This is a genomic window from Bacillus tequilensis, from assembly GCF_012225885.1.
Taxonomy (GTDB): Bacteria; Bacillota; Bacilli; order Bacillales; family Bacillaceae; genus Bacillus; species Bacillus tequilensis.
In genome coordinates this window covers 35,001-60,251 of sequence record NZ_CP048852.1, presented here as the reverse complement: position 1 = coordinate 60,251, position 25,251 = coordinate 35,001, and the positions used below count along the sequence as shown (strand labels likewise).

31 protein-coding genes and 1 rRNA gene (1 of these 32 cut by a window edge) are annotated in these 25,251 nt (G+C 42.0%); 1 reads left to right on the top strand and 31 read right to left on the bottom strand.

Going from position 1 to position 25,251, the window contains the following annotated elements:
• Positions 1 to 9: 9 nt before the first annotated feature.
• From fin to metG, 17 genes are all read right to left on the bottom strand, one after another.
• On the bottom strand, positions 10 to 240 hold the full coding sequence (fin, locus tag G4P54_RS00330) for an anti-sigma-F factor Fin (RefSeq protein ID WP_024713069.1): 231 nt from the start codon (positions 238 to 240) through the stop codon (positions 10 to 12).
• 59 nt (positions 241 to 299) lie between these two features.
• Positions 300 to 866, bottom strand: coding sequence for an aminoacyl-tRNA hydrolase (gene pth / locus G4P54_RS00325; RefSeq protein ID WP_167871471.1), 567 nt, complete (start codon positions 864 to 866; stop codon positions 300 to 302).
• A gap of 106 nt (positions 867 to 972) precedes the next feature.
• Complete coding sequence (locus tag G4P54_RS00320; protein ID WP_024713067.1) at positions 973 to 1,590, bottom strand: 50S ribosomal protein L25/general stress protein Ctc; 618 nt, start codon at positions 1,588 to 1,590, stop codon at positions 973 to 975.
• Between the two features lie 83 nt (positions 1,591 to 1,673).
• Positions 1,674 to 2,627, bottom strand: coding sequence for a ribose-phosphate diphosphokinase (locus tag G4P54_RS00315; RefSeq protein ID WP_024713066.1), 954 nt, complete (start codon positions 2,625 to 2,627; stop codon positions 1,674 to 1,676).
• Between the two features lie 22 nt (positions 2,628 to 2,649).
• Complete coding sequence (glmU, locus tag G4P54_RS00310) at positions 2,650 to 4,020, bottom strand: bifunctional UDP-N-acetylglucosamine diphosphorylase/glucosamine-1-phosphate N-acetyltransferase GlmU (RefSeq protein WP_024713065.1); 1,371 nt, start codon at positions 4,018 to 4,020, stop codon at positions 2,650 to 2,652.
• 193 nt (positions 4,021 to 4,213) lie between these two features.
• Positions 4,214 to 4,507 carry a septation regulator SpoVG gene (spoVG, locus tag G4P54_RS00305; RefSeq protein WP_003218346.1) on the bottom strand — a complete coding sequence of 98 codons (294 nt, stop codon included), beginning with the start codon at positions 4,505 to 4,507 and terminating at the stop codon, positions 4,214 to 4,216.
• Between the two features lie 195 nt (positions 4,508 to 4,702).
• Positions 4,703 to 5,080: a 2-iminobutanoate/2-iminopropanoate deaminase gene (gene ridA / locus G4P54_RS00300; protein ID WP_003226738.1), complete on the bottom strand. Its 378-nt coding sequence runs from the start codon at positions 5,078 to 5,080 to the stop codon at positions 4,703 to 4,705.
• A complete protein-coding gene (purR, locus tag G4P54_RS00295) occupies positions 5,077 to 5,934 on the bottom strand; it encodes a pur operon repressor (RefSeq protein ID WP_024713064.1) in 858 nt (285 codons plus the stop codon). The genes ridA and purR overlap by 4 nt, the downstream gene beginning before the upstream one ends.
• A gap of 55 nt (positions 5,935 to 5,989) precedes the next feature.
• The gene (gene ispE, locus G4P54_RS00290) at positions 5,990 to 6,859 is read right to left on the bottom strand and encodes a 4-(cytidine 5'-diphospho)-2-C-methyl-D-erythritol kinase (protein ID WP_024713063.1); all 870 of its coding nucleotides are present in this window, start codon (positions 6,857 to 6,859) and stop codon (positions 5,990 to 5,992) included.
• Positions 6,860 to 7,006: 147 nt separating this feature from the next.
• Entirely contained in the window at positions 7,007 to 7,192 is a 186-nt protein-coding gene (locus tag G4P54_RS00285) for a small, acid-soluble spore protein, alpha/beta type (protein ID WP_024713062.1), read from the bottom strand.
• A 159-nt stretch (positions 7,193 to 7,351) separates the two neighbouring features.
• Positions 7,352 to 7,612, bottom strand: a complete 261-nt coding sequence (veg, locus tag G4P54_RS00280) for a biofilm formation stimulator Veg (RefSeq protein ID WP_003218330.1) — start codon at positions 7,610 to 7,612, stop codon at positions 7,352 to 7,354.
• Between the two features lie 210 nt (positions 7,613 to 7,822).
• Entirely contained in the window at positions 7,823 to 8,695 is an 873-nt protein-coding gene (gene prtG, locus G4P54_RS00275; RefSeq protein WP_167871470.1) for a sporulation-specific protease PrtG, read from the bottom strand.
• 361 nt (positions 8,696 to 9,056) lie between these two features.
• Positions 9,057 to 9,935 (bottom strand): 16S rRNA (adenine(1518)-N(6)/adenine(1519)-N(6))-dimethyltransferase RsmA, encoded by an 879-nt coding sequence (gene rsmA / locus G4P54_RS00270; RefSeq protein WP_024713060.1) that lies wholly within the window; start codon positions 9,933 to 9,935, stop codon positions 9,057 to 9,059.
• Positions 9,928 to 10,488, bottom strand: a complete 561-nt coding sequence (gene rnmV / locus G4P54_RS00265; RefSeq protein ID WP_167871469.1) for a ribonuclease M5 — start codon at positions 10,486 to 10,488, stop codon at positions 9,928 to 9,930. Before rnmV ends, rsmA begins: the two co-directional genes overlap by 8 nt.
• Before the next feature lie 144 nt (positions 10,489 to 10,632).
• Complete coding sequence (locus G4P54_RS00260) at positions 10,633 to 11,946, bottom strand: ubiquitin-like domain-containing protein (RefSeq protein ID WP_167871468.1); 1,314 nt, start codon at positions 11,944 to 11,946, stop codon at positions 10,633 to 10,635.
• Positions 11,947 to 12,101: 155 nt separating this feature from the next.
• Positions 12,102 to 12,869 (bottom strand): TatD family hydrolase, encoded by a 768-nt coding sequence (locus G4P54_RS00255; protein ID WP_024713057.1) that lies wholly within the window; start codon positions 12,867 to 12,869, stop codon positions 12,102 to 12,104.
• Positions 12,870 to 12,947: 78 nt separating this feature from the next.
• A complete protein-coding gene (metG, locus tag G4P54_RS00250; RefSeq protein WP_167871467.1) occupies positions 12,948 to 14,942 on the bottom strand; it encodes a methionine--tRNA ligase in 1,995 nt (664 codons plus the stop codon).
• A 495-nt stretch (positions 14,943 to 15,437) separates the two neighbouring features.
• Between metG and abrB the strand changes: the two genes are divergently transcribed.
• Positions 15,438 to 15,728 (top strand): transition state genes transcriptional regulator AbrB, encoded by a 291-nt coding sequence (gene abrB, locus G4P54_RS00245; protein WP_003226760.1) that lies wholly within the window; start codon positions 15,438 to 15,440, stop codon positions 15,726 to 15,728.
• Between the two features lie 49 nt (positions 15,729 to 15,777).
• Here the strand turns inward: abrB and rsmI are convergent, their stop codons facing one another.
• The 14 genes from rsmI to rrf form a co-directional block, all read right to left on the bottom strand.
• On the bottom strand, positions 15,778 to 16,656 hold the full coding sequence (gene rsmI, locus G4P54_RS00240; RefSeq protein ID WP_024713055.1) for a 16S rRNA (cytidine(1402)-2'-O)-methyltransferase: 879 nt from the start codon (positions 16,654 to 16,656) through the stop codon (positions 15,778 to 15,780).
• On the bottom strand, positions 16,631 to 16,930 hold the full coding sequence (locus tag G4P54_RS00235) for a GIY-YIG nuclease family protein (protein WP_024713054.1): 300 nt from the start codon (positions 16,928 to 16,930) through the stop codon (positions 16,631 to 16,633). The genes rsmI and G4P54_RS00235 overlap by 26 nt, the downstream gene beginning before the upstream one ends.
• Entirely contained in the window at positions 16,917 to 17,660 is a 744-nt protein-coding gene (locus tag G4P54_RS00230; protein WP_024713053.1) for a tRNA1(Val) (adenine(37)-N6)-methyltransferase, read from the bottom strand. The genes G4P54_RS00235 and G4P54_RS00230 overlap by 14 nt, the downstream gene beginning before the upstream one ends.
• A gap of 58 nt (positions 17,661 to 17,718) precedes the next feature.
• On the bottom strand, positions 17,719 to 18,078 hold the full coding sequence (yabA, locus tag G4P54_RS00225) for a DNA replication initiation control protein YabA (RefSeq protein WP_003218308.1): 360 nt from the start codon (positions 18,076 to 18,078) through the stop codon (positions 17,719 to 17,721).
• A gap of 14 nt (positions 18,079 to 18,092) precedes the next feature.
• The gene (gene ricT, locus G4P54_RS00220; RefSeq protein WP_024713052.1) at positions 18,093 to 18,920 is read right to left on the bottom strand and encodes a competence/sporulation regulator complex protein RicT; all 828 of its coding nucleotides are present in this window, start codon (positions 18,918 to 18,920) and stop codon (positions 18,093 to 18,095) included.
• Positions 18,921 to 18,922: 2 nt separating this feature from the next.
• Positions 18,923 to 19,912: a DNA polymerase III subunit delta' gene (gene holB / locus G4P54_RS00215; RefSeq protein WP_024713051.1), complete on the bottom strand. Its 990-nt coding sequence runs from the start codon at positions 19,910 to 19,912 to the stop codon at positions 18,923 to 18,925.
• Between the two features lie 11 nt (positions 19,913 to 19,923).
• Positions 19,924 to 20,364: a YaaR family protein gene (locus tag G4P54_RS00210; protein WP_024713050.1), complete on the bottom strand. Its 441-nt coding sequence runs from the start codon at positions 20,362 to 20,364 to the stop codon at positions 19,924 to 19,926.
• Between the two features lie 12 nt (positions 20,365 to 20,376).
• Positions 20,377 to 20,706: a cyclic di-AMP receptor DarA gene (gene darA / locus G4P54_RS00205; RefSeq protein ID WP_024713049.1), complete on the bottom strand. Its 330-nt coding sequence runs from the start codon at positions 20,704 to 20,706 to the stop codon at positions 20,377 to 20,379.
• A gap of 74 nt (positions 20,707 to 20,780) precedes the next feature.
• A complete protein-coding gene (tmk, locus tag G4P54_RS00200; RefSeq protein WP_167871466.1) occupies positions 20,781 to 21,419 on the bottom strand; it encodes a dTMP kinase in 639 nt (212 codons plus the stop codon).
• A complete protein-coding gene (locus G4P54_RS00195; protein WP_167871465.1) occupies positions 21,416 to 22,858 on the bottom strand; it encodes an aminotransferase class I/II-fold pyridoxal phosphate-dependent enzyme in 1,443 nt (480 codons plus the stop codon). Before G4P54_RS00195 ends, tmk begins: the two co-directional genes overlap by 4 nt.
• Before the next feature lie 81 nt (positions 22,859 to 22,939).
• Positions 22,940 to 24,097, bottom strand: a complete 1,158-nt coding sequence (locus tag G4P54_RS00190; RefSeq protein ID WP_167871464.1) for a toxic anion resistance protein — start codon at positions 24,095 to 24,097, stop codon at positions 22,940 to 22,942.
• Positions 24,098 to 24,115: 18 nt separating this feature from the next.
• Positions 24,116 to 24,730, bottom strand: a complete 615-nt coding sequence (locus G4P54_RS00185; RefSeq protein ID WP_024713045.1) for a 5-bromo-4-chloroindolyl phosphate hydrolysis family protein — start codon at positions 24,728 to 24,730, stop codon at positions 24,116 to 24,118.
• 132 nt (positions 24,731 to 24,862) lie between these two features.
• The gene (gene csfB, locus G4P54_RS00180) at positions 24,863 to 25,057 is read right to left on the bottom strand and encodes an anti-sigma-G factor (RefSeq protein ID WP_032681583.1); all 195 of its coding nucleotides are present in this window, start codon (positions 25,055 to 25,057) and stop codon (positions 24,863 to 24,865) included.
• Positions 25,058 to 25,235: 178 nt separating this feature from the next.
• Positions 25,236 to 25,251 (bottom strand): 5S ribosomal RNA (gene rrf / locus G4P54_RS00175); it runs 100 nt beyond the window's last position.

Genomic DNA, 25,251 nt, shown 5'->3' with positions numbered 1-25,251 from the left:
CAAAGCTTTTTATTGAATAAATGTGTGATGTTCGTGATAATGCGGATTTCGGTCAAGCGCCTCTTGGCAATCTTCACATATTGTCAAAACATGGACATCTCCATTTTCTTTATAAGAAATCATATCGTTTCTTTCGTCGTTTGTTAAGTGCTGAAATCCAAGTGAGTCAGTCGAAACCATGGAAGATTCGAGACTGCCTACTTTCACTCCGCAATGACGACAATAATAGTGCAAAGCCATACAAGGGACCTCCTGATGAAAAAGTCATTTTGGTGTAGTATGGACTTTGATGATTCATTTTATACCTTTGCGTTAAATTCGTTCATGACTTCTAAAAACGGTTTGCTCAGAGCAGCTTCACAAGCCTTAACAGATTTATCAATCGCTCCATCAATTTCAGGTGCCTCCTCCTTAGTGAAGGAACCTAACACATAATCAACGACCTTCATGCCATTTATAGGCCGGCCGATCCCAATGCGGATGCGGTCAAATTCGGATGTTCCAAGATGCTGGATCAATGACTTAATGCCGTTGTGCCCTCCAGCACTTCCTTTCGTTCTTAAACGGATTTTTCCAGTCGGAAGATCAAGGTCATCGTAAATGACTGTCAAATCTTCATTATCGACATCATAGTAGTCCATTAACGGCCGCAAACATTCTCCTGATAAATTCATATATGTAAGCGGTTTAACAAGTAGAACCTTTTTGCCGGAAACAAATCCGGTTCCATATAATCCGTTGAATTTATTTTGATTCAGCTCTATATTCCATTCCTTCGCAAGCTGATCTATCACCATAAATCCGACATTATGCCGTGTGTTTTCATAGTTCTTCCCCGGGTTTCCGAGACCGGCAATTACAAGCATGGCGAATCCTCCCTTAGTCACATAACTCCCGTCTGTGTATGCGGGCTATAATTCTTCTCATTCTAGCACAAAAGACGTAACCTCGGGAGGGTTACGCCTTAAGCTATTATTGTTCTTTGTTTTCACCTTCAGGCTGAGCATCGGCAGATTCCTCTTCATCTATCTCAGCTGCTTCCTGCTGCTGCGGAGGAAGGATAGAAGCCACGACCTCATCTGATTCATGGTTAAAGGAGTAGTCACCGCCAACAGGCAAATCTGCAATCGTCAGCACTTCATTTACATCGAGCTTTGAAATGTCTGCCTCAATCGTTTGCGGAATGGCTTTTGGCTTAGCCTTTACGGTTAGTTCATACAGCGGCTGCTGCAGCACGCCTCCGTTTTTCACTCCAATGGCCTCACCGGTCAAATGAATCGGCACTTCTACCTCAATGTCTTCACTCATATTAACCACTTGAAAGTCAGCATGAGTGATTTCATTTTTCAGCGGGTCCGTTTGCAGGTCAGTTACCATGACAGAATGCTGTTTTCCGCCGACCTCAAGCGTGAGGACTGTATTTTTCCCTTCGTCTCTCAGCGTTTTGATCAGCTCCACACTGTCTAATGATACAGGTTTGTTTTCCGTGTCTTTCCCATATATGATACCTGGAACATGTCCTGAAGTACGGATATTCCGAAGAGACGAACGAGTAAAGTCCGTTCTTTCTTTTGCCGTTAAAGTTGCCATATTCAGCACCATCCTATTATCGTTTTATTGTCCTATTACAAACAATACCCAAAACGATAAGGATTTAAACCTCAAATATCGGTTTAGCTGAATAGATAGCTGACGGATTGCTGCTCATGAACGCGAATAATCGCTTCAGCCAGAAGCGGTCCGACTGAAAGCTGCTTGAACCGTTCAATTTTCTTTTCTTCAGGAAGCTTGATGCTGTTTGTCACAACAAGCTCTTTGATTGTTGAATTGTTAATCCGTTCAACAGCAGGACCTGAAAGCACAGGGTGTGTGCAGCATGCATATACTTCTTTCGCTCCGTTTTCAACGAGCGCATTAGCAGCAAGTGTAATGGTGCCTGCAGTATCGATAATGTCATCGATAAGGATAGCGGTCTTCCCTTCGATATTACCTACAATATTCATGACTTCCGCCACGTTTGGACGCGGACGGCGTTTGTCGATAATCGCAATCGGCGCTTTTAATCGGTCAGCCAGTTTGCGGGCGCGCGTCACACCGCCGTGGTCTGGTGAAACAATGACGATATCTTCAAGATTTTTGCCTTCAAAATATTCTCCTAAAATCGGAACACCCATTAAGTGGTCAATCGGTATATCAAAGAATCCTTGAATTTGCGGCGCATGCAGGTCAAGTGCAATCACGCGAGTCGCACCGGCTGTTTCAAGCAGGTTAGCGAAGAGTTTTGCTGTAATTGGCTCACGGGATCTTGCTTTTCTGTCTTGACGCGCATAACCGTAGTAAGGAATCACAATGTTAATCGTTTTTGCAGAAGCGCGTTTTAACGCATCTACCATAATCAATAATTCCATAATATGCTCGTTAACGGGGTCACTTGTAGACTGGATGATATAACAGTCACATCCGCGAATACTTTCTTCGATATTAATTTGGACTTCTCCGTCACTGAATCTTTTGACAGAACATTTTCCTAATTGAACTCCAACTATATCTGCGATTTCTTTTGCAAGCTCTGGATTCGAATTCAAAGAAAAAATCTTTAAATTCTTATCTCCGTATTGATTAGACATGGATAAACCTCCGAATTTAGGATTAATTTTTATGAATATTTTTTACATAATCGTCTTTGTTAACTTGTCTCGCTCTGGCAATAGCAAGCGCTTTTCCAGGTACATCTTCCGTAACAGTTGAACCTGCCGCCACATAAGCGCCTTCTCCGACTGTGACAGGGGCAACCAAGTTCGAGTTGCAGCCGATAAACGCGCCATCTTCAATTCTCGTCAAATATTTATTCTTTCCATCATAATTGACAGTTATTGAACCGCAGCCCAGGTTTACATCTGTGCCTACCTCAGCGTCACCGACATAGCTTAAATGAGAAGCCTTGCTTCGGTCTCCGAATTGGGTCTTTTTGATTTCAACAAAATTCCCGATCTTCACTTCATTCCCGATGACAGAATCAGGTCTGATGTGAGCAAAAGGTCCTATGTTAACATCATTCCCCACTTTACTGTGATTGACTACCGATTGCTTAATAACTGTACGGCTGCCAATTGAACTGTTCATAATCTCCGTATGAGGGCCGATAATCGTATCTTCTCCGATTTGCACCTCACCTTTCATCACAGTTCCAGGATAAATCACAGTATCGCTTCCGATGACAGCGTCAGGAGAAATATATGTGTTCATCGGGTCAATCAGCGTTACGCCATTTTGCATATGCCGTTTATTAATACGCTCTTTCATAAATTGTTCTGCCTGAGAAAGAGCAACTCTATCATTAACTCCGAGCGTTTCTTGGAAATTACCAGTCTGGTAAGCGGCAACAGTTTCGCCTTCGTTTTTAAGAATCTCTATGACATCCGGCAAATAATACTCGCCTTGAGCATTATCATTGGACACCTGATCAATGGCCCGGAACAGCGCTTCATTATCAAAACAATACGTGCCGGTATTGATCTCAGTCACAAGACGTTCTTCTTCAGAGGCGTCCTTATGCTCAACGATTTTTTGAACCGCTCCGTTTTCGCCGCGAATAATACGGCCATATCCGGTTGGATCTTCTGCAACTGCAGTTAAAATCGTAGCTTTCGCTTCTCTTTGTGTATGTTCTTTCAGCATCTGTTCCATTGTCTCTGCTGTTAAAAGCGGCGTATCTCCGCAAATGACAATCGTGACGCCTTTTTTGTCAGCAAGAAATGGCTGTGCCTGTTTTACAGCATGAGCAGTGCCAAGCTGTTCTGCTTGAAGCGCGTACTCGCTTTTATCACCAAGCTGCTTTTTCACTTCTTCCGCACCATGTCCGACAATCGTGACAAGCTTTGATAAAGATAACTTTAAGGCTTCGTCCACGACGTGCTCTACCATAGGCTTCCCGCAAACTGGATGAAGGACTTTATAAAGCTTTGATTTCATTCTCGTTCCTTGTCCAGCTGCTAAAACAACTGCAAACCGCTTATCCATTTATTGGCCTCCAATATCCCTTTTATCCATAGAAAAATATATCCTAAATATCTTCTGATTTCAAGGAGACTTCATGAAGTGCAAGAATTTTCTATTGAGCACAATTAAGTTTGAAAAATCAGAATTAAAAAAGGACCGCCGTCAAAAGGCTTTTGTCAGCCCTTGCAGCAGTCCTTGCTTTTTTGGTTATTTTTTAAGAAGCGCCAGCTTCTTCGAATTCTAATGCTTCAGTGTCACCCAAACGATGATACTCATTTAACACGGCATCTTGAATCTTTCCTCGCGTGCTTGAATTAATAGGATGAGCAATATCGCGGAACTCTCCATCAGGGGTGCGTTTACTCGGCATCGCAACGAAAAGACCATTGTTTCCATCAATCACACGAATATCATGAACGACAAATTCGTGATCCAGCGTGATGGATGCAATCGCTCTCATGCGACCATCGGTATTCACGCGGCGTAATCTTACGTCAGTAACTTCCACAGTAGTTCACCACCTTTTCCCTATATAAAAGCATTAGTGTATCAATTCCACGATTTTTCCTGAAATCCTGCTCGTTTTCAAAATATTTTTTGAAAAAATAGGATATAGTTACACAATTAGGTCATAACGCTTTTACTCGGGGCATAAGGTAAATAAAAAAGTGATTCCGAGTTTACCCAGAATCACTTTTTCTTATTATTTTACCAAAGCGATAACTTCAATCTCGACCAGCGCGTCCTTAGGGAGTCTTGCCACTTCAACACAGGATCTCGCCGGTTTGTGTGTGTCAAAATACTGTCCGTACACTTCGTTTACTTCCGCAAACTGTTCCATATCAGCGATAAATACAGTTGCTTTTACAACTGTTTCAAAAGATGCGCCTGCTTCTTCCAGCACCGCTTTTAAGTTGCTGAATACTTGATGAGTCTGCTCCTTAATATCACCATTCACCATTTCGCCTGAAGGGGTCAAAGGGATTTGTCCTGAGCTGTAAAACATATTGTTTACGATAATCCCCTGTGAGTAAGGCCCAATTGCTGCTGGGGCATGTTTTGTGTGGACTGCTTTTGTCATGATTCCGTCTCTCCATTCTTTAAAAGATTGTCTTTAAAAAAACGCAGAAAATTGCCATTCTGAATTTCAATGGACTTCTCTTTCATGTTGATGGTTGAAAGAGTAAGAAGTGACATATATTCATCAACAAGACGTTCATCTACTCCCTCGGCTTCAACCAAGACGCCGATCCCCGCCACATTTGCGTTAAACTCATCCAACAGGTTAATCATACCATTAATTGTGCCGCCCGCTTTCATAAAGTCGTCAATAATGAGTACATTTGAACCCGTTTTCATACTTCTTTTTGCAAGTGACATTGTCTGAATGCGGTTTGAGGAGCCTGAGACGTAATTAATGCTCACTGTTGAGCCTTCTGTGACCTTGTTGTCTTTACGAACGATGACGACCGGCACATTCAGATAGCTCGCAGCTGCGTACGCCAAAGGGATGCCTTTCGTGGCAACGGTCATGACAACATCAATTTCACGGTCTGCAAACACAGAAGCAAACAGCTTCCCTACCTTGGAAAGTACAGATGGCTTTCCTATGATATCCGTTAAGTATACATAACCGCCCGGGAGGATACGCTCAGGATTTGCCAGCGACTGTCCAAGAGTCTGCACAAACTCTTCAGCTTCAGCCTGCTTCATTTTCGGAATATATTTGACGCCTCCGGCAGCTCCGGGAACAGTAAGCAAAGTACCAATCCCCTGCTGCTCAAAGGTTTGCTTAATAATTGTTAAATCTTCACTGATCGATGATTTTGCAGATTCATACCGCTCAGAAAAAAAGGTTAGCGGTATTAACTCGTGCGGATGGGTTAACAAGTAATTTGTTAAGTCCACCAATCTGCCGCTGCGACGAAACTTCATGAACTTACCCCCAAAATCCGAATATTTTAAGATCAATATAACTTAACATACGGATTTAATCAAGCGCGTTCTGTTCGCCGATCATTCTTACGGCATAAACCTGATCGCAGAAGCCTCTTAACCCGTTATAAATTCTTTGCACCTTCGATTCATACTGAACCAACCCAAACACCGTCGGGCCGCTCCCGCTCATTAATACGGCATCTGCGCCAAAGCGTTTCATCTGGTTTTTGATCATCGCGACTTCAGGATGCATATCAAGCGTAACAGATTCAAGCACATTGCCTAAACGGCTGCACATCTTTTGAAAACTCTTTTCCTCTATTGCCTCAATCATGCCATGAACATCAGGATGCTCTACATCATCCACCTTCAGCTGTCTGTACACTTCAGCAGTTGAAACACCGATTGTCGGCTTGGCTAAAATAACCCAGCAATGCGGAGGCGTACCGATATGTTTAATTTTCTCGCCGCGTCCTGTTGCAAGGGCAGTTCCGCCATAGACACAAAATGAAACGTCAGAGCCAATTTCCGCTCCAAGCTCAGCAAGCGTTTCTGCTGAAAGATTTAAATTCCACAGTCTGTTCAGCCCTCTGAGCGTCGCCGCAGCATCACTGCTTCCGCCGGCAAGACCGGCAGCCACCGGAATCGCCTTTGTGATCATGATGGAAACTCCCTTTTTCACGTTGTATCTGTCCTTGATCAGCTTGGCGGCCTGATAAGCTAAATTTCTTTGGTCATCTGGCACAAAACGGTTGTGGGAGGAAACTCTCACTTCATCCCCTGCCAGCTCCGTTAATTCAATCCGATCCGCTAAATCAATCGTCGTCATGATCATTTCGACTTCATGGTAGCCATCCGGGCGTTTTCGGGTGACATCAAGTGACAGATTGATCTTGGCTGGCGCTTTTTCTAAAATACGCATAGCTTTCACCTACTTCTCCATCTAAACATAAGTATGAACATTGTATCACATTTGAAGTTCAGGATGAACATATCCATATTGCAGCCCATTATGTATTTATATCTAACACAAAAAACCGGGGAACGGCATGTCCCCCGGGTCACATCTTTATCGGTTATTCTGATTCTGAGCCATTTGCTGTTCAGCGATTTCAATGGCGCGCTTTACCATGTTACCGGCATCGCGTGCCCGAATTTCGCCCCAGCCGCCATTTTTGACTGTGTCATAAAATCCAAGGTCTTTAGCCAGCTCATATTTAAATTCTTCTGACATAACTCCACGACGTCTGCCCAAACGAAACAACCCCTTTTTTAGAAGTGATAGCCATTCGTGCACGTCACGATAAAATGTGACCGTTTTTATCTTTTGTTTAATCAGAAGAAACTTACGTAAAAATTGCTGGAAACAAAAAAAGGCAAAACAAAAAGCAGTAAACAAAAGGTTCACTGCCCGTTAAAATGCCACTGAGCTTGCGGCGTCATCATTAAATGTCAGCTCAACAGTCTCAGTTAAAATATCAGCGTAACTGTATGAAACTCTTTCAAACGAGTTCTCGTCTTGATCTAGTTGTATCACAAAAACAGAAGGGTACGTCTCAGCTAAAATGCCCGAACGCTCAATCGTTTTTCGGCGGCCACCGTTTGCTTTTAACGTCAGCCTTTTACCTAAATTTCCATCAAGCGATCTTTTAATATCGGACAACGTCTTCGCCATTGCATCCACCTCACTACATTTATTGTACAACATGAGCCCAATTTTGTCAAATAAAATTTAAATTATATCAACGTTAATAAGACATTGTCAATAAAATTATTTTGACAAAATTCTATGATTCCTCAAATATTTTCCGCAAATTTCGGTAAATTATGTATCATTATGCAAAATAAAAAACCCGCATAGACCTCCTATGCAGGTTTTCATCTGTTAATTGGACTTATAAGGCATTCCAATTCTCAGTACTCCTCTTGTTTCAATACCTCCAAGCCCTTTCTCCCTTGTCAGCGTATTCCGAAGCACTTCCCATACATTAATTCGGTCCATAAACGGCGTAAAACTGATTTTCGCGACGATATAAACCGGATCAAGCGCATGTATGTTGACCCTTGATGGTGAACTCGCGAAATTCGCTCCCGCTTTTATGAGTGATTCAAAATGGGATTGGCAGGCCCCTGCAAAAATAACAAGCTGATCTAAGTGAGGGATCTTTTTTCGGGCGTTTTGAACCGTTTCAACAAAGTGCTTTGAATGTCTGTATGCGTTCAAATCATCAATGCCGCCCTTTTGCTTTGAGTACGCATCATGCCCTGTTATCACCAGAATGTCAGGTCGATATTTGTCGAGCAATTCTTCAATAGAAACAGACATTTTCTTTTCATGACAATGAATGCCGTAGACCGGCACTCCAATTTTTTTATAGACATTCAGGCATTTTTTCAGATACGCTTCATCGCCGTCCAGATGAAGCACCTTGCCCGGCATATGAAAATAATGCTCCTGATGCTGATATTGGCTCGTCGCATAGTACTCCTGCTTTTCTCTGAGCAGCTTATAATCCTGGCGGAGTAATTCGAGCGATTCGTTCATTCTGCTCTCCTCTTTCTTTTTCCGCATCATCTGCTCATCTTTTTTCACTGCTACCAGATCAGAAAAATCAGAATCAGCAATCAGCCTGACTTCATCACCATGTAAAATGGCAATTGAATTACCTTTGCTTGTTTGCTCTATTCCTATAATGCGAAACAAAATATCCATTTGATAGGATTTTCTGACTACCATATCCCCTATTTGAAATTGCACGTTCCTCACTCCACACATAGACTAAGCCTCATCATGAAAGAGAAAGAGCCTTGAGAAAGCGCCTTTTTTCGCTGAGTCCAAGTTTTCTTCTCATTGAATGAAAGGTCCTTCTCTAGCCTATGTAGCGGCAGTCTATGTGGTGCGCAAAACAAAAAGCCCTTTTAGAAAAGGGCTTTCCTATTGTTGAAAAAACGCTAAAGTGGTTGCGGCTTAGCGTTTTTTCGTCCTTTCAGCGTGATTGAAAACCCTTGAAGTCTAGGAAAGGCGAGCATCGGAGCGCAGCGAATGTTATAATTCGTGAGCACTGAAGCGCAGCCTTGACAACGAATGCGAGGGTTTGTCGATACGGCTGAAGGCCCTTTTAGAAAAGGGCTTTATACAATCCATTAGACAGCGCTGCAAACTCCTCAATAGACAGGGATTCACCTCGGCGCTTGCCATCAATATTTGTTTCTTCGAGCACTTGCTCAATCTTTGATTTTTGTGCTTTTCCTTCAGGGAGATTGTTAACTAAGTTATTGAGCAGCGTTTTACGGCGCTGAGCAAAGCTTGCCTTGATTAACTGAAAGAAAAAGGCTTCGTTTTCCACATCGACTGCCGGACCATCGCGAAGAATCAGACGAATGACTGCGGAATCTACATTAGGCTGAGGAACAAACACGGTTTTCGGAACGATCATTACCGTTTTGGCTTCTGTATAAAATTGCACCGCGATTGAAAGTGAACCGTATTCCTTAGATGAAGGGTCTGCCGCCATGCGCTCTGCCACTTCTTTTTGCAGCATGACCACAATCCCTTTCAGCGGAAGATGCTCTTCAAGCAATTTCATGATAATCGGTGTTGTCACGTAGTAAGGAAGGTTGGCCACAACCATGATCTCCTCACAGTCTTGAAATTGTTCTTCAATAACGGATTTGACATCAGCCTTTAATACATCCTGATGAATGACAGTGACATTGTCATAAGGAGACAGCGTATCCTTCAGGATCGGTAATAATCGCTGGTCGATCTCAAAGGCCACGACCTTTTTCGCCCGCTTGGCAAGCTGCTCGGTCAAAGCCCCGATTCCCGGGCCGATTTCAATGACACCTGTTTTCTCGGTCACTTCCGCGTGATCGACAATTCTGTCTAAGATGTTCGTATCAATTAAGAAATTCTGTCCTAAGCTCTTTTTAAAAGAAAAACCGTATTTCTTCAGTATCTCTTTCGTTCTAATTGGTGTCGCAATATCTTTATTCATTCTGTTCCTCCCGCATAACGGTATCAAGCGCACTCATAAAATCACCTTTTTTTATCTGAAACATTTGCAGCCGTTTTTGAAGCTGTTTTCCATTTGTATAGCCGATTTTCAATAGATCACCCAGCCGTTCGCGGCGGCGTTTGGCCGCAGATCCGCCAATCAGTCCGGCTTGAATCAGATCCTCAGCCGAAATGTTACTAGGCTGCGCTTCCATCTCTTCGTGCACGTTTTCTAAACATGCCCTAATGCTTTCAATCGATGCGTGCTCCACACCAATTCCCCGCTTGTTTTTAGGTTTGGCAAGATGCTTTGGCAAAAATGCATGCTTACAGCCTGGTACAGCCTCTGAAATGATTTTGCGGATCTTCTCTCCCGGGAAGTCCGGATCAGTTAAAATAATGACGCCTCTGGTCTTCTGAGCCAAACGAATTTGGTCAATCACACGATCATCAATAGCGGAACCATTTGTTTCAATCGTGTCTGCATCTACAGCCAATTTGATGCGGGCCGTATCGTCACGCCCCTCGACCACAATGATCTCTTTAATTTTCATTATTTCCTCCAAGACAAAATAAAAACTTTTGTATATTTATGAAACTTTTTCTTATGTCGAGCGTCTAATAAGCAGAAAATACACTTTGTCTATTATAACGAAAAAAACAGAGGGCGCAAAACCCTCTGAATACATAAGTATATATTAATTTAAGATTTTAATTTTGACTGTTTTATTTCCCCATCGGTACGCCGATGATTTCTCCGGGAAAAAGACGTCTATTTTGTTCCCTTTAATCGCTGAACCAGTATCTGCCGCAATCGCATATCCATAGCCTTCAACGTGGACCTTGGAACCTAGCGGAATGACATTTGGATCTACAGCGATAACTTTCGCATTCGGATTATTTTTCAAATTAACGCCTGTGGCTGTATGTCCTGAACATCCGCTGCAGCTTGCTGTATAAGCTGTGGATGCTACAGTCATGGCTTTGCCTGTTGATTCATTGCTACGGGACACAACTGTTTTTGAATCACCGGAAGCACTGACCTTTTCGATATTTGGACTTGATTGCTTTGTGCCGACAGCAATCACCTTATCTTTGCTTTGTTCAGCGGTTTCTTCTTTTACAAGCTCTCTGGACACTTCTTTGCCGTTTTCTTTAATGACCTCGAAATGTTTTTTAAGCTTGCCTTCTTTTCCTTTTTGGACGACCTTTTCTTCCCCTTTTTCAAGAGAAGCGTCTTCTTGTTTTTTCACATCGAACGCGATTTTCTCTTCAACTACATCGGTGACCTTTTCGATACGAGTAATTGTAATATCAGCCTTTCCTTTCGTCAGCTTTGCATCTAACGCAGGCTTGATTTTATCTTCGTCTTTTATGTTCATCTTTTGCTGTTTTAAAAAGTCAGCGACCGTAGTCGAAGTCGTCCAGATCTTCTTCGGTTTTCCTCCATCATTCACAGTCACCCGGAATGCGGGTTCGATGTTAATCTTCATGTCTTTCGAAATATCTGTATCTATTGCGGGATCAATTTGATCGTGTTCTTTCACATCAACATCTTGTTCGTCCAGTAATGCACCGACCGTTTTTGCTGTTGACCATAATGTCTTTTCTTCCCCGTTTATTGTAAGCTTCACAGGTTTTGCAGCCTTATACACAACGTCCATATCTGCTGTTATCTCTGTCTGTTTAGCAGGTGTGACCTTATCTTCGTCTCTTGTCTCTATATCAAGCGTCTCCAAAAGATCACCGACTGTTTTTGCGTGTGTGCGTATATGTTTCTTTTCGCCATTGATAGAAACTGAGACTGATTGTTTCGTCAGCTCATGAGCCGCGTACGCAGTCCCGCTTCCTGCCAAAAGCAAACAAGCAGCAACCAGAATGACTTTGCTTTTGCTAAGCTTTACGGAAAACAGCTTTTTCATTTTTTGTATGATGAAAAACGCCTCCTTCTCCTCGGAGAGATTATATAGAGTATCTAAAAGGCTGTCAACCCTCCCTTCTCTTTCTCCCAAAAGCTCAGTGTCTTCTTCATTATCCTGAAATACACCGAGAAACGGAAGAGAGACTTGTCGACAAACCTATCCTATGAGGAGAAGAAAGCATGTAGAACTTTTATAGAAAAACGCTGTAAGAGACAAGCTCTTACAAAACCCGCTAGCGTTTTTTGTCAGTTTATACGGAAAAGTCTTTTGGCATTTTCAGTCGTGATTGACGCAATCTCTTCAAAGGTCATTTCTTTTAATTCGGCGATTTGCTCCGCCACATATTTCACATAGCTTGGTTCATTTCTTTTGCCGCGGAAAGGGTGAGGTGTGAGAAACGGGCAGTCCGTTTCAATCAGCAAACGGTCATTCGGTATTTCCTTTACAACTTCCTTTGGCTTCTTCGCATTTTTGAATGTCACCGGTCCCCCAAATGATAAATAAAAATTCATTTTCATGCATTCTCTTGCGACTTCGGCGCTTCCTGTAAAGCAGTGCATGATGCCGCCCACAGCTTCCGCGCCTTCCTCTTTCAAAATCGTCACAACATCCTCCGTTGCGTCACGGTTATGAATGATAATGGGCAGATTGACCTCTTTTGCTAAGGCGATTTGTTTTCTGAACACCTCTTTTTGAACATCTTTAGGTGATTTATCCCAATGATAATCCAGTCCCATTTCCCCTATCGCTACCACTTTTTCATGAGCAGAAAGCTCTTTAATCCAGGCTAAATCTTCATCTGTCATATCAATCGCGTCAACAGGGTGCCAGCCGATGGCTGCATAAATAAAATCATATTCCTCAATCATTTCCATCGCACGGGTAATGGTCGGACGGTCAAAGCCAACTACAACAATCCGTTCTACTTTTTCAGCTTTTGCACGTTCTATCACCTCTTCAAGATCTGTATCATATTGTTCTGCATTTAAATGTGCGTGTGTATCAAACAACATCAGTAAAAAACTCCTTTCTTGTCGAAACACAAAAGGTGTTCGACGAATTGTTACACGTGAAACACCTTTTGTTTGTCATTATTTAATTCTTGTGCCTTTCGGTAACGACTGATCGATAGACACGACTTTTAGTACGCCGTCTGCTTCGCCTGCAAGGATCATACCTTGAGAAAGCTCGCCCCTCAGCTTAACCGGTTTTAGATTTGTTACACATACGAGTTTTTTTCCAACAAGCTCTTCAGGTGTATAATGCTTCGCAATGCCTGATACAACTTGGCGTTTTTCAAAACCAAGATCCAGCTGCAGCTTCAATAAACGGTCTGCTTTTTTCACTGGCTCTGCTTTGATGACCTCTGCGACGCGAAGTTCTACATCCATGAATTGATCAATCGTAATTTCAGGTAAACGATCAACCTCTTGCGGTTCTTCTTCTTTTGTTTCTTCTTTCACTGGCGCTGAGCCCTGCATCTTCCCTTTGATATAAGCAATTTCTTCTTCTGCCTCCAAGCGAGGGAATAACGGCTCGCCTTTTTGTACTTTTGTATCTTTCAGCTGACCGAAAGCTGTAATGCTGTCCCATGCTTTTAACGCTTCATTAGTAATGCCCAGCTGCTCAAACATTTTTTCTGGTGTCTTTGTTAAGAACGGCTGAAGCAACACGGCTGAAATACGCAATGATTCCGCCAGGTGATACATAACGGATTGCAGTTCTTCTTCTTTTGCCGGATCCTTCGCAAGCACCCATGGAGCTGTCTCATCAATGTATTTATTGGTACGGCTGATGAGCTGCCATAGTGTTGAAAGAGCCACTGAGAACTCCATGTGTTCCATTGCTTTCTCGTAGGCCTTCACTGTTTCTTCAGCAACTGAAGTGAGCGCCTGGTCAAATTCCGTTACGGCGCCTTTGTAAGAACCGATTTGTCCGTCAAAATACTTATTGATCATCGCAACCGTACGATTCAATAGGTTTCCTAAATCATTCGCTAAATCATAGTTAATCCGTTCAACAAAACCTTCCGGCGTGAATACACCGTCAGATCCGAATGGCACTTCGCGAAGCAGGTAATAACGAAGTTCGTCTAAACCATAGCGCTCAATTAATGTAACCGGATCTACAACGTTCCCTTTTGATTTCGACATTTTTCCGTCTTTCATCAAAAGCCATCCATGAGCGAATACTTGCTTCGGCAGAGGCAGATCCAGAGCCATCAGCATAATTGGCCAATAAATCGTATGGAATCGCACAATCTCTTTACCGACTAAATGAACATCAGCAGGCCAATATTTTTGATAAAGCTCATCATTTTCTGTATCATAACCGAGTGCTGTTAAATAGTTAAATAGTGCGTCGATCCAAACATATACAACATGCTTTGGATTTTCCGGCACCTTCACGCCCCAGTCAAACGTGGTCCGTGATACAGCCAAATCCTCAAGCCCAGGCTTGATAAAGTTGTTAATCATTTCGTTTTTGCGTGATTCCGGCTGAATGAATGTCGGGTTTTCTTCATAGTATTTCAGAAGACGGTCAGCGTATTTCCCCATACGGAAGAAGTAAGATTCCTCTTTAATCAATTCAACTGGGTGTCCGCTGTCAGGGCTTTTTCCGCCGATAACCTCACCCTTTTCATTCCGCTCGATATCAACCAGCTGCGTTTCCGTGTAGAACGTTTCATCCGGAATACTGTACCAGCCTTCATATTCATCAAGATAGATGTCCCCGTTATCAAGAAGCTTTTGAAACACTTTTTCAATGACAACTTTATGTCGTTTTTCTGTCGTGCGGATAAAATCGTCGTTTGAGATTTCAAGCTGCTTCCACAGTTTCTGAATATCTGCCGCTGCACGATCCACGTACTCCTGAGGTGTAATGTTTTCATGCTCAGCTTTTTGCTGGATCTTTTGTCCATGCTCGTCCGTTCCCGTTAAATAGCGAACATCAAACCCTTTTAATCGTTTGTAGCGCGCCATTGCATCTCCCGCGACTGTGGTATATGCATGGCCAATATGTAATTTTCCGCTCGGATAATAAATCGGTGTTGTAATATAAAATGTATTGTTTTCTTGCGGCATCTTGAAACCTCCTAATCAGAATGTCAAAAAGCTCCCGCCCAAAGGACGAGAGCGGCGATAAGTGCAAAATCATATATGACTATTATTTAGAATTCTCCTTTATCTATGATACCATCTTAGCCTTTAAGATCAAGAATATATACGTATGCCCTGAAAAAGAATAATTAAAATTAAAAATCTTTAATGAAAATAAAAAAAGTCTGTTCGTGTCGAATTTTGTCGTATATAATCAAATGAAATAAAAAACCTTGGTTCGAAAGTCTTGATTTAAAAGGAAATTTAGTAGGATAATAGCTATATTAAAAATTTATAAAATGCTGTTATTCCGGTAATTTTCGAGGCATTACTGACTATTAGAACTAATTCTTACAATCAATAGTAAACAAAAGGATTGACGATTATTGGAAACCTTGTTATGCTATGAAGGTAAGGATTTTGTCGAATAATGACGAAGAAAAATATAATGTAAACAAATAATTATCTCTCGGGAGGAGAATATTTATGAAATCTACTGGTATTGTACGTAAAGTTGATGAATTAGGACGTGTAGTTATTCCTATCGAACTGCGTCGTACTCTTGGAATCGCAGAAAAAGACGCTCTTGAAATTTATGTTGATGATGAAAAAATCATCCTTAAAAAATATAAACCAAACATGACTTGCCAAGTAACTGGTGAAGTTTCTGATGATAACCTTAAACTTGCAGGCGGTAAATTGGTTCTTAGTAAAGAAGGCGCTGAGCAAATCATCAGCGAAATCCAAAACCAGCTTCAAAACCTTAAATAATCATTTCCTGTACAAAAAACGTTCTTGTTATGACACAAGAACGTTTTTTTTATTGCTGAATATGGTAGGCATCGTATACTTCACGCTTTGGAACATTGCGATCAACCGCTGCTTTTTTAATAGCTTCCTTAGATGTAGCGCCTTTCGAGATGTAATGCTCGACATGTTCTTTCGCCGTGAGGGCTTCCCACCATTGTGTCTCTTCATCTGAGTCTTCATGTTTACTTCCTTCTACGACGAGGCAAAACTCACCGCGTATCTGATCCTCATTTGCCCATTCAATGACCTCGGGTATCGTGCCTCTGATGAACTCTTCATATTTCTTAGTCAGTTCGCGCGTTACCGCGATTTCCCGATCTCCTAATATCTCCGCCATCGCCGACAAGGTTTCCTTCAATCTGTGAGGCGCTTCATAAAAGATGATCGTTTCCCGCCTTTTTTTAAGACTTTCAAGCTCCTTTTTCTTTTCTTTCTTCTGCCTGTTGAGAAAACCGTAAAAGAAGAAAGGCTGAGGTACAATCCCTGAAGCGATTAAGGCTGTTAATGCGGCATTTGCTCCTGGCAGCGGAACAACATAACCGCCAATTTCCGTAAAATCCTTCACGATTTCCGCACCCGGATCAGATATCGTCGGCAGCCCGGCATCACTGACAAGAGCAATGTTTTTTCCCGATTTCAGCCATTCAATGATTTTGTGACCGCTGCTTTCTTTATTATGTTCGTGATAGCTAACGAGTGGTGTTTCAATTTCGTATACATGACAAAGCTTTTTCGTTTGTCTCGTATCTTCCGCAGCGATCGCATCCACTGATTTCAGCGTATCAATCGCCCGAAATGTCATATCCTCTAAATTTCCGATTGGGGTTGGGACCAAATAAAGAGTCCCCATGTCCGACTTTCCATTAAAACTCATTTGGCGCCTTAACATATACAGCCTCCTCGCTGTTCCGCTTTTCTTCTATATAAAGCTCTTTTTTCTTTCGAGTCAGTTTTTTGAAATAATATTCCGCCTGCATGGCTTCCCGTTTCGTTGTGAAGGCTTCGGCAAAAATCAATTCAACCGGACGTCTTACTTTTGTATACTTTGCGCCCTTTCCATCATTGTGTGTTTTTACCCGTTTCTGCAAATCGTTGGTATACCCGGCATACCAGCTATTATCCTTACATTTCACGACGTAGAAGAAATGGTTATTTGTCTCCATATAAAATGGTCCTGATTTCTTTCGTATATTCATTTTGTTCGTCATAAACGAACAGAGGAGGAAGGATTTTTAAATCCGGCCGGCCGCCTTTAATCCCTTCAACCAAAATGGTATTAGCTTCTTTCCCTTGCTTCGGATAGACAAATTGCACACGCTTCGGTTCGATTTGATAAGCCTTCATCAATTCAAAAATCTCCAAAAGCCGGCCCGGCCGGTGAACAAGGGCTGCTTTTCCTCCTTGCTTAAGCAGCTTGCTGCTGACTGAAATGACATCCTCCAGTGTGCAGTGAATTTCATGTCTTGCAATCCTGAGGTGCTCATTCATGTTTTGTTCAGTTTGTTTCGGCGTTTTAAAATACGGAGGATTGCAGGTGACAACATCATATCGATTATGTCCCAGCTTCTCCGGCATGTTTTTCAAATCATCGTGTATGATCTGAATCTGATCCTGCAGCTTATTATACTCGACACTGCGAACAGCCATATCCTTCAGCCGTTCTTGAATTTCAACTCCAAGAATGTCTGCTTTTGATCTTGTACTGAGCAGCAGCGGCACAATGCCATTGCCTGTGCACAAATCAACGATGTTTCCTTTTTGAATCGGAACGTAGGCAAATTTGGACAGAAGCACAGCGTCCAATGAAAAAGCAAAAACTGTTGGACTTTGTATGATTTTCATATCCTCTGCCAGCAAATAATCTAATCTTTCATCATCACGTAATGAAACCATTTTCTTATCCTTTCAGTACCTTTGAAAAAGGCTTCCGTCTTATGCGGAAGCCTTTTCCTTATTTTTTATTTAAGAACGACAGACAGAACAGACAATCTTCTTTTCGAACGCTTCCATAGTGGACATTGCAAATATGAAATCCTTCTTGATACAGACGTGCCAGATTATCATACCCTTCCCCTATATCAGTTTGTTCTGTCTTCTGCGTTTTTGATTCTTTTTTATCAGCTTTGAACTTTTCTATCTGCTGCGTCGTATCGTCCAGCCGTTTTCGCAAATGCTTATTTTCAAGCTGTAAATGATGATTTTCCTCAATCATCTCACCGATATGCTGCTTCAAATCCCCCAGCTGCCGGTACAGTGAGCCAATTTGTTCTTCTAAGTTAATGACTGTATCAAATAACTCTTTTTTATCCAAGGTTCCACACCTCGTTAATCTGTGGTTTGTGCGGATACGACGCCCTCTTCCAAGAGCTCTTCCCAAGTATATTCTATCACTTTTTCACGGTTTATCAGTTCCACCTGAAGCACCCGTTCCAGAATATTAAGTCCGACGACCTTTGCAGGGCCGTTTGCTGTCGTAATCATTTCTCCTATATCCGGGAGCTGTTCTTTTGCCGTCTCATATTCATCGTTCTCATATTTTAGACAGCACATCAAACGTCCGCAAAGACCTGAAATCTTCGTAGGATTTAAAGACAAGTTCTGATCCTTGGCCATTTTAATGGAAACGGGTTCAAAATCTCCAAGGAACGTTGAACAGCAAAGCATTCTTCCGCACGGGCCGATTCCTCCGAGCATCTTCGCTTCATCCCTCACTCCGATTTGGCGCAGCTCAATTCTTGTTTTAAAGATAGAAGCCAAATCCTTCACAAGCTCTCTAAAGTCTACTCGGCCGTCAGCAGTGAAGTAAAAAATGACTTTATTGCGGTCAAACGTAAATTCAACATCGACCAGCTTCATATCTAAGCCATGTTCAGCCACTTTCTTTTGGCAGATGGAAAATGCTGATAAAGCTTCCTGTTTGTTTTCTTCTACGATGAGAAGATCGCGCTCGTCAGCCACGCGTATCACTTTTCTAAGGGGCAGCACCACATCATGCTCATCCACCTGTTTATTTGCAATCACAACCTGGCCGTACTCCACGCCTCTGACAGTTTCCACGATTACACAGCTGTCATGTTCTATATGAAATCCATTCGGATCAAAATAATATATTTTACCCGCTTTCTTAAAGCGGACACCAATTACATTGTACAAGCTTATCCCTCCTGCAACATTAACACCAAGTGCTCCATTAATCCTTGTACATTCACATTGGAATGAAGCCGTTTCTTTGCTTCTAAAACAGCAAGTATCTGATTCGTAACGCTTTGTTGTGTTGATTGTAGCGCATGCTGTTTTATTGATTGGAATAAGTCTTGATAAATCAATTTATCTTCATTTCCTATTTGGATGGACAACACATCGCGATATATCAATAAGAGCATATCAAGACCCATTTCTTGATGGGTTTTTTCTTTGAAAAAGGGCATCCATTGATCTTGAATAAAGAAAAAAGCATGTCCTTTCCGCTGGTGTAGGACTTCATACAATTTTATCACTTTCGCTCTAGACTCTGCAAACTCATCATTTCGACTTAATTCGACTGCTTCTGCTACATTGTTGGTCATGTTCGCCAGAAGCCTTGCCATATGAGGCGAAACATCCTGTTCGATCAGTCTGTCTTCAATTGCTTTCGGCTGCAAAGGTTGAAAAGGAAGGGTTTGGCACCTTGAAATGATGGTGTCCAATAACCTTTGGGGCTGCTCAGTGATGAGGATAGCCATTGTGTCCTTATTCGGTTCTTCTAAAAATTTCAGCAGGCTGTTCGCTGCATTTGCTGTCATTTGATCTGCGTGCGAAATAATATAAAGCTTTTTATGCGATTCAAGCCCTGTCTTAGAAAACTCCTCTTGAAGCGCCTGTATTTGCGCCTTTTTGATCGATAAACCGTCAGGCTGGACAAGATGGAGATCAGGATGGTTCCCTGATTCTATCCGCTTACAGTTTCGGCAGCTCTCACAAGGCTCCGTGCCGTCCTCCAGACAAAAAAAGCTTTTCGCAAGAAGCAGTGCGGCATCAAGCTTGCCTGTTCCTTTTTTCCCCTCAAACAAATAAGCGTGTGATAGTCTGTCTTTCTCAATACTATTATATAAAAGCTTCATCACTCTGGGCTGAAGCTCAGTCATTTCCTTCCAGGATATTGCCATTGTATCACTCTCTATGTGTAAAGGTTAATCAATAAACCTTTTATTTCGCCAATACGCTCCAGCAAATCAATTGCCGGTTTTTCCTGATCCATCATCTCTTCCGTAAGCTGCAGCAATTTGTCATCTATTTCTTTCACAAGACCAAGTGTTCGGCTGTTGCCATACAGGTCAAAGCTTTGCGATGTTTCATGTGAAAGACCGCTGTCTACAGCTTCTTTGACAAAACGCTTCACAAGTCCTTTAAATCTCGCTAGATCTTTAAAATTCCGGGACTTCGTCAGTCTTTTTCCAAACGCCTCTATATCTGATAGCAGTCTGGTGAGCTGATCAAATTTCAATTTGCTGCTTTGGTTTTCCATTGATGTTTTAAACGAAGCTGTGATCTCAGATGTTTTCACAGAAGGAAGCTGCTTATTATCTATAAATGTACGTATATCTTTATTAATTTTCACAGTTTCAAATCCTTAAAATTGATGAAATTCATCGACTGGAAGGACAAATACTGTCGCTCCGCCAACTTCAACTTCGACTGGATAAGGGACATATGAATCAGCATTTCCGCCCATTGGAGATACAGGGGCAATCATCTGATCACGCTTCTGTCCGTTTTCTTTGATGAGACTAAGTGCTTTATTGACGCGTATATCCTCGACACCAATTATAAACGTTGTATTGCCTGATTTAAGAAATCCTCCCGTCGTCGCAAGCTTTGTGACTCTAAAATTGTGATCTGTTAAAGTTTTCAAAAGTCGGTTGCTGTCCTGATCTTGTACAACTGCCACTATTAATTTCATCTGTGAAGGCCTCCTTTAGATTGGAAACAACAATGATCTCATTTACATTATTATATCAACTATTGGGAAACAGGTCACAATTGAATTTTTTTTAACGCTTCATTGATAACCTTTAGAACGTCCTGAACGACGAGGTCTTTGGATTGGCTGGCATCAATTGGATGAAATCTTTTCGGGAATCGCTTCATCAGCTCTTGATAACCTTCCTGCACCTTTGAATGGAAGCTTAATTTTTCTAAATCAAGCCGGTTTTTCTCCCGTGAGCCGTTTGCATGAATCCGTTTCAGCCCTTCTTTCGGATCAATTGAAAAATAAACCGTTACATGGGGCATCATATCTCCGATGGCAAATTCATTAATTGACAGAACCTCATCAATTCCAAGTCCTCTTGCATACCCTTGGTAGGCGAGCGAACTGTCTATGAACCTATCGCAAAGAACCACATGCCCCTGCTCTAAGGCTGGTTTTACTTTTTCAATTAAATGCTGGCGCCGTGCAGCCGCATATAAGAGAGCTTCTGTTTTTGGGTCCATTAATGTATTCTTCTCATTCAGAATGACCTCTCGAATTTGTTCCGCAATATCGATGCCGCCTGGCTCTCGGGTTGCCGTAACCTGAAGGCCTTCTGCTGTCAGTATGTTTTTGATTTCCTGCAGAACAGTCGTTTTTCCTGCACCTTCAGGACCTTCGAATGTAATAAATAAACCGTTCATGATTTCTCCTCTTCTATATAAACAAGTAGTTGTTTCTCTTTAATTTTCATATTCCCTTGAACATGCGTTTTCATGCTGATCAAGCGGCTGAGCTTTTCCACACTTTCCTTCGTTATTCTTTCTCCCGCCATAACCATCGGGATACCCGGAGGATAAGGAATGATATCCTCTGCGTTCAGCCGGCCCGCTGCTTCATTAAAGTCTACATACTCTTTCTTGAATGTATGTAAGACCTTTTTTTGATAAGGCAATACAGTAACAGGCTGCGCTCCCCATTCTGCAGAAACAAACATCTGATCGGGAGGCGTTTTTTCAATCTCTTCATCAATGCTTTTCATGGTTTCAGCGTTTATTCTGCGTGCTCCTCCCAATGGAAGAACGAGCAGTACTTGATTTTCATCAGCAAGCTCAGTGAATATATTGGCGCGCTCTAATATGTTTTGCAGCGTGTACCCAGAATGGCCGCGTTTTGAACGAATGGTGAGCTTCAGCGGATCCGTTGTCATCCGTGGGTCGGCCGGTTTGACAGCTTCTGCATTTGTAAGTGAATCAAACGTTTGTTTAAGTGATTGTATTCGCTGCATAATGTCAGGAAGCTTCTGTTCTTCTATAATACGCTGCACATAAGCACGAGCAATGTCTAACGAAGCCATAATCGGATAGGACGGGCTGCTGCTTTGTAATCGTTTTAGATAATCTGCAACCCGATCCCGGTTAACTCTGCAGCCTTTGCCAATGTGCAAATATGAACCCATCGTCATGGCAGGCAGCGTTTTGTGGGCCGACTGCACAACAATATCTGCACCCATTTTTAAAGCTGAGACTGGAAAAGGCTCTTCCAAAACAAAATGTGCACCATGTGCTTCATCCACCAAAACAGGAATCCCGTAATGATGTGCCTCTGAAATGATTTCGGTCAAATCAGCACTATGCCCGTAATAAGTCGGATTGGTCAGCACCAAGCCTTTTGCATGTGGATATGCCGCCAAAGCTTCTTTAATGGTATCAAGCGGGACGTGCGTAGGCACATGCATCGCTTTATCAATGTCAGGTGCGAGATAAACCGGCTCTGCGCCAGCCAAATCAACAGCATGAAATACAGATTTATGACAGTTTCTTTGAACCAAAATTGGACCACCCGGTTCACAAACAGATAAAATCATTGCTAAGTTTCCGACAGTCGTTCCATTCACCAGAAAAAAACTTTCCGCCGATCCATATAATTGACTGACAAGCTCTTGAGCTTCCTTAATCACCCCAGAAGGATGATGGAGATCGTCCAGTCCTGACAGTTCAGTTACATCAATGGTGAGAAGCGGATCGAATATTGACTTAGCGTCATCAAAAAAGACATCTCCATTGTGATGTCCCGGAACATGAAATGAATGAGAATTTCTTCTTGCATGTTGAATCAATGCTTTATATAAAGGTGTGTTCATGAAAACAATCCTTTGAATGTGTCTTCTTACACTTTATTATATCGTGCCTCCGTCAGAACTTAAAGCTAGACTTCCTGGTAACTACCTTTCCTTTATGGTAAGCAGCTTTTGTTTCAGATCGCCTTCCATCATCACGAGCTCTTCTTCTGCCTGGCGGCGTTTCATTCGACCCTCTTCTTGTATGGTCAATGTTTCTTCCAGCGTACTGATTAAGCTTTCCTGTACCTTCTTTAACGTATCGATATCAACAAGACCTCGTTCATTTGCCCGCACGGTTTCAATTGTATTGGTTTTCAAAAGCTCCGCATTCTTCAACAAAAGCTCGTTTGTTGTATCAGTTACTTTTTGTTGGGCGTCCACTGCATTGCGCTGCCTTAAAAGTGTCAGCGCAATCGCTACTTGGTTTTTCCAAAGCGGAATCGCAGTCACAATGGAGGACTGGATTTTTTCAGCTAACGTCTGGTTTGTATTCTGAATCAATCTGATTTGCGGAGCGCTTTGGATTGTAATTTGCCTGCTCAGCAGCAAATCATGCACCCGTTTATCTAACCGGTCAGCAAACTGAAGCAGATCATTTACTTCTTGAACGGCCATTTGGTTGTGCTCACTTGATTCGGCCTGTTGCTTCAGTTCAGGAATCGTTTTTGTTTCTAATTCCTCAAGCTTCAGTTCCCCTGCGGCAATATAAACATTCAGCGCTGCGAAATACTCTTTGTTTTTTTCATATAGCTGCTCTAACAGTTTATTGTCACTGATTAAAGCATTTTTAGAATGCTCCAGCTTCAAGCTGATTCTGTCTATCTGCACGCTGGTCTTTTGATATTTAGACAGAACCTCCTGAAGAGAATTCGATACTCTTCCAAACATGCGTGCCAAAAAACCCTTTTTCTTGGACTGGAGATCCTCAGGATTTACTTGCTCCAGCTTTTTCATCAGCTCTCCAAGTATTTCACCAATCTCTCCGACATCCTTCTTTTGAACATGATCAATCATGGTATGAGAAAAATCCAGCAATTTTGATTGAGCCTGTGAACCGTATAAAACAATGCTCTGCATATTTTTATGGTCGATCTGTCCAGCGAGCTGAATTGCCTTTTCTTTGTTTTCTTTAGGAAGGACATCAACAAGGCGTACTTGCTGCTGTCTTGCTTTTACGGCCTCCGCCTCGGATATCTCTATATCACCGAAAGGGTCCGCCAATAATTCATCTATATGAAGGCCGCTTTGATCTCTGCTCATCGCTCTTACCCTCTTCCATTATTTCTTTAATGAATGCTTTGCTGCATCTAATTCAAATTGAAGATCAACAATTTCATCACCCATTAATTGAGTTAAATCCTCCTCTAAACGCTTGGTCAATTCAGCAAGTGTGATACGCGCCTCACTCAACGACATCGACAGTTCTTTGCTTTTTTTCGGGTGAGATGATAGAAAGGCATACTTCTCTGTCAGTTCAACAACCGAATCAAGGGTTTGATAAAAAAAGCGCTCAGCCTGGTAAAACCGTTTCGGCTCTTTTTTTGTGAGAACATAAATCCTTCTGACAAGTCTCAGCATTTCAGCATTTTGTTTAAACATTTGAATGCTTTTTGCCTGAAATAACGCTTTCCGAAGGCGTATGATTTTCCGCCTTGATTCCTCGAGATTTTTCTTAATGTAGGCATATTCTCTGCCTGTCAGTCCATGCCTTTTAAGAAATAACCGTCTCGCATTCCAGATGCCAGCTGTATATACGACTATCCCAGAAGCAAGCCCATAAACAAAAGATAAAAAAAGCGACTGGTTCAAACCGAAAAAGCTCAATATCCCTATAAAGACAAAAGTCGCACTGCTTGTTAAACTCCATATCAAAAAGTGAAGAAACCTCTGCATGAGATAATCGACTCCTGTGTATATACTCAGTTTTAATATTATTATCTACTACGTTCAGTCCCTAAACAAGTTTCATCTTCTTTTTGTTAACCCCTTCACGATGAAAGAATACAAAAAAAGACCTTTTCAGGTCTAAGAATATAATGGCGGTGTATGAATGCTCTTTAGTTTTTTCACGTAATAGGCATAGTCAGGATCGGCAGTTGATGTAGAAATTACTTTTCTCTCACAATCTAAGCATATGAATTTCGTATAAAGATGAATACCCCTATTCTTCTCTTGATCACATATCACACATGTATAATTAGGTTTAACAGTTTCGTCCATCATCCCCACCTCCGTACAATTAGCCTTCCCTGAAACTTGATATTGTATACACTATTTAGATCCTTTTGAAACTTGGAATCAGTATATGGGCTATATAAGCTGTCGGTGTTTGTATTTGTTTGATTTTACTGATCTAGAATAAACAAAAAACCCAGCTCAATGAGCTGGGTTTTACCTTGCTTGGCGGCGTCCTA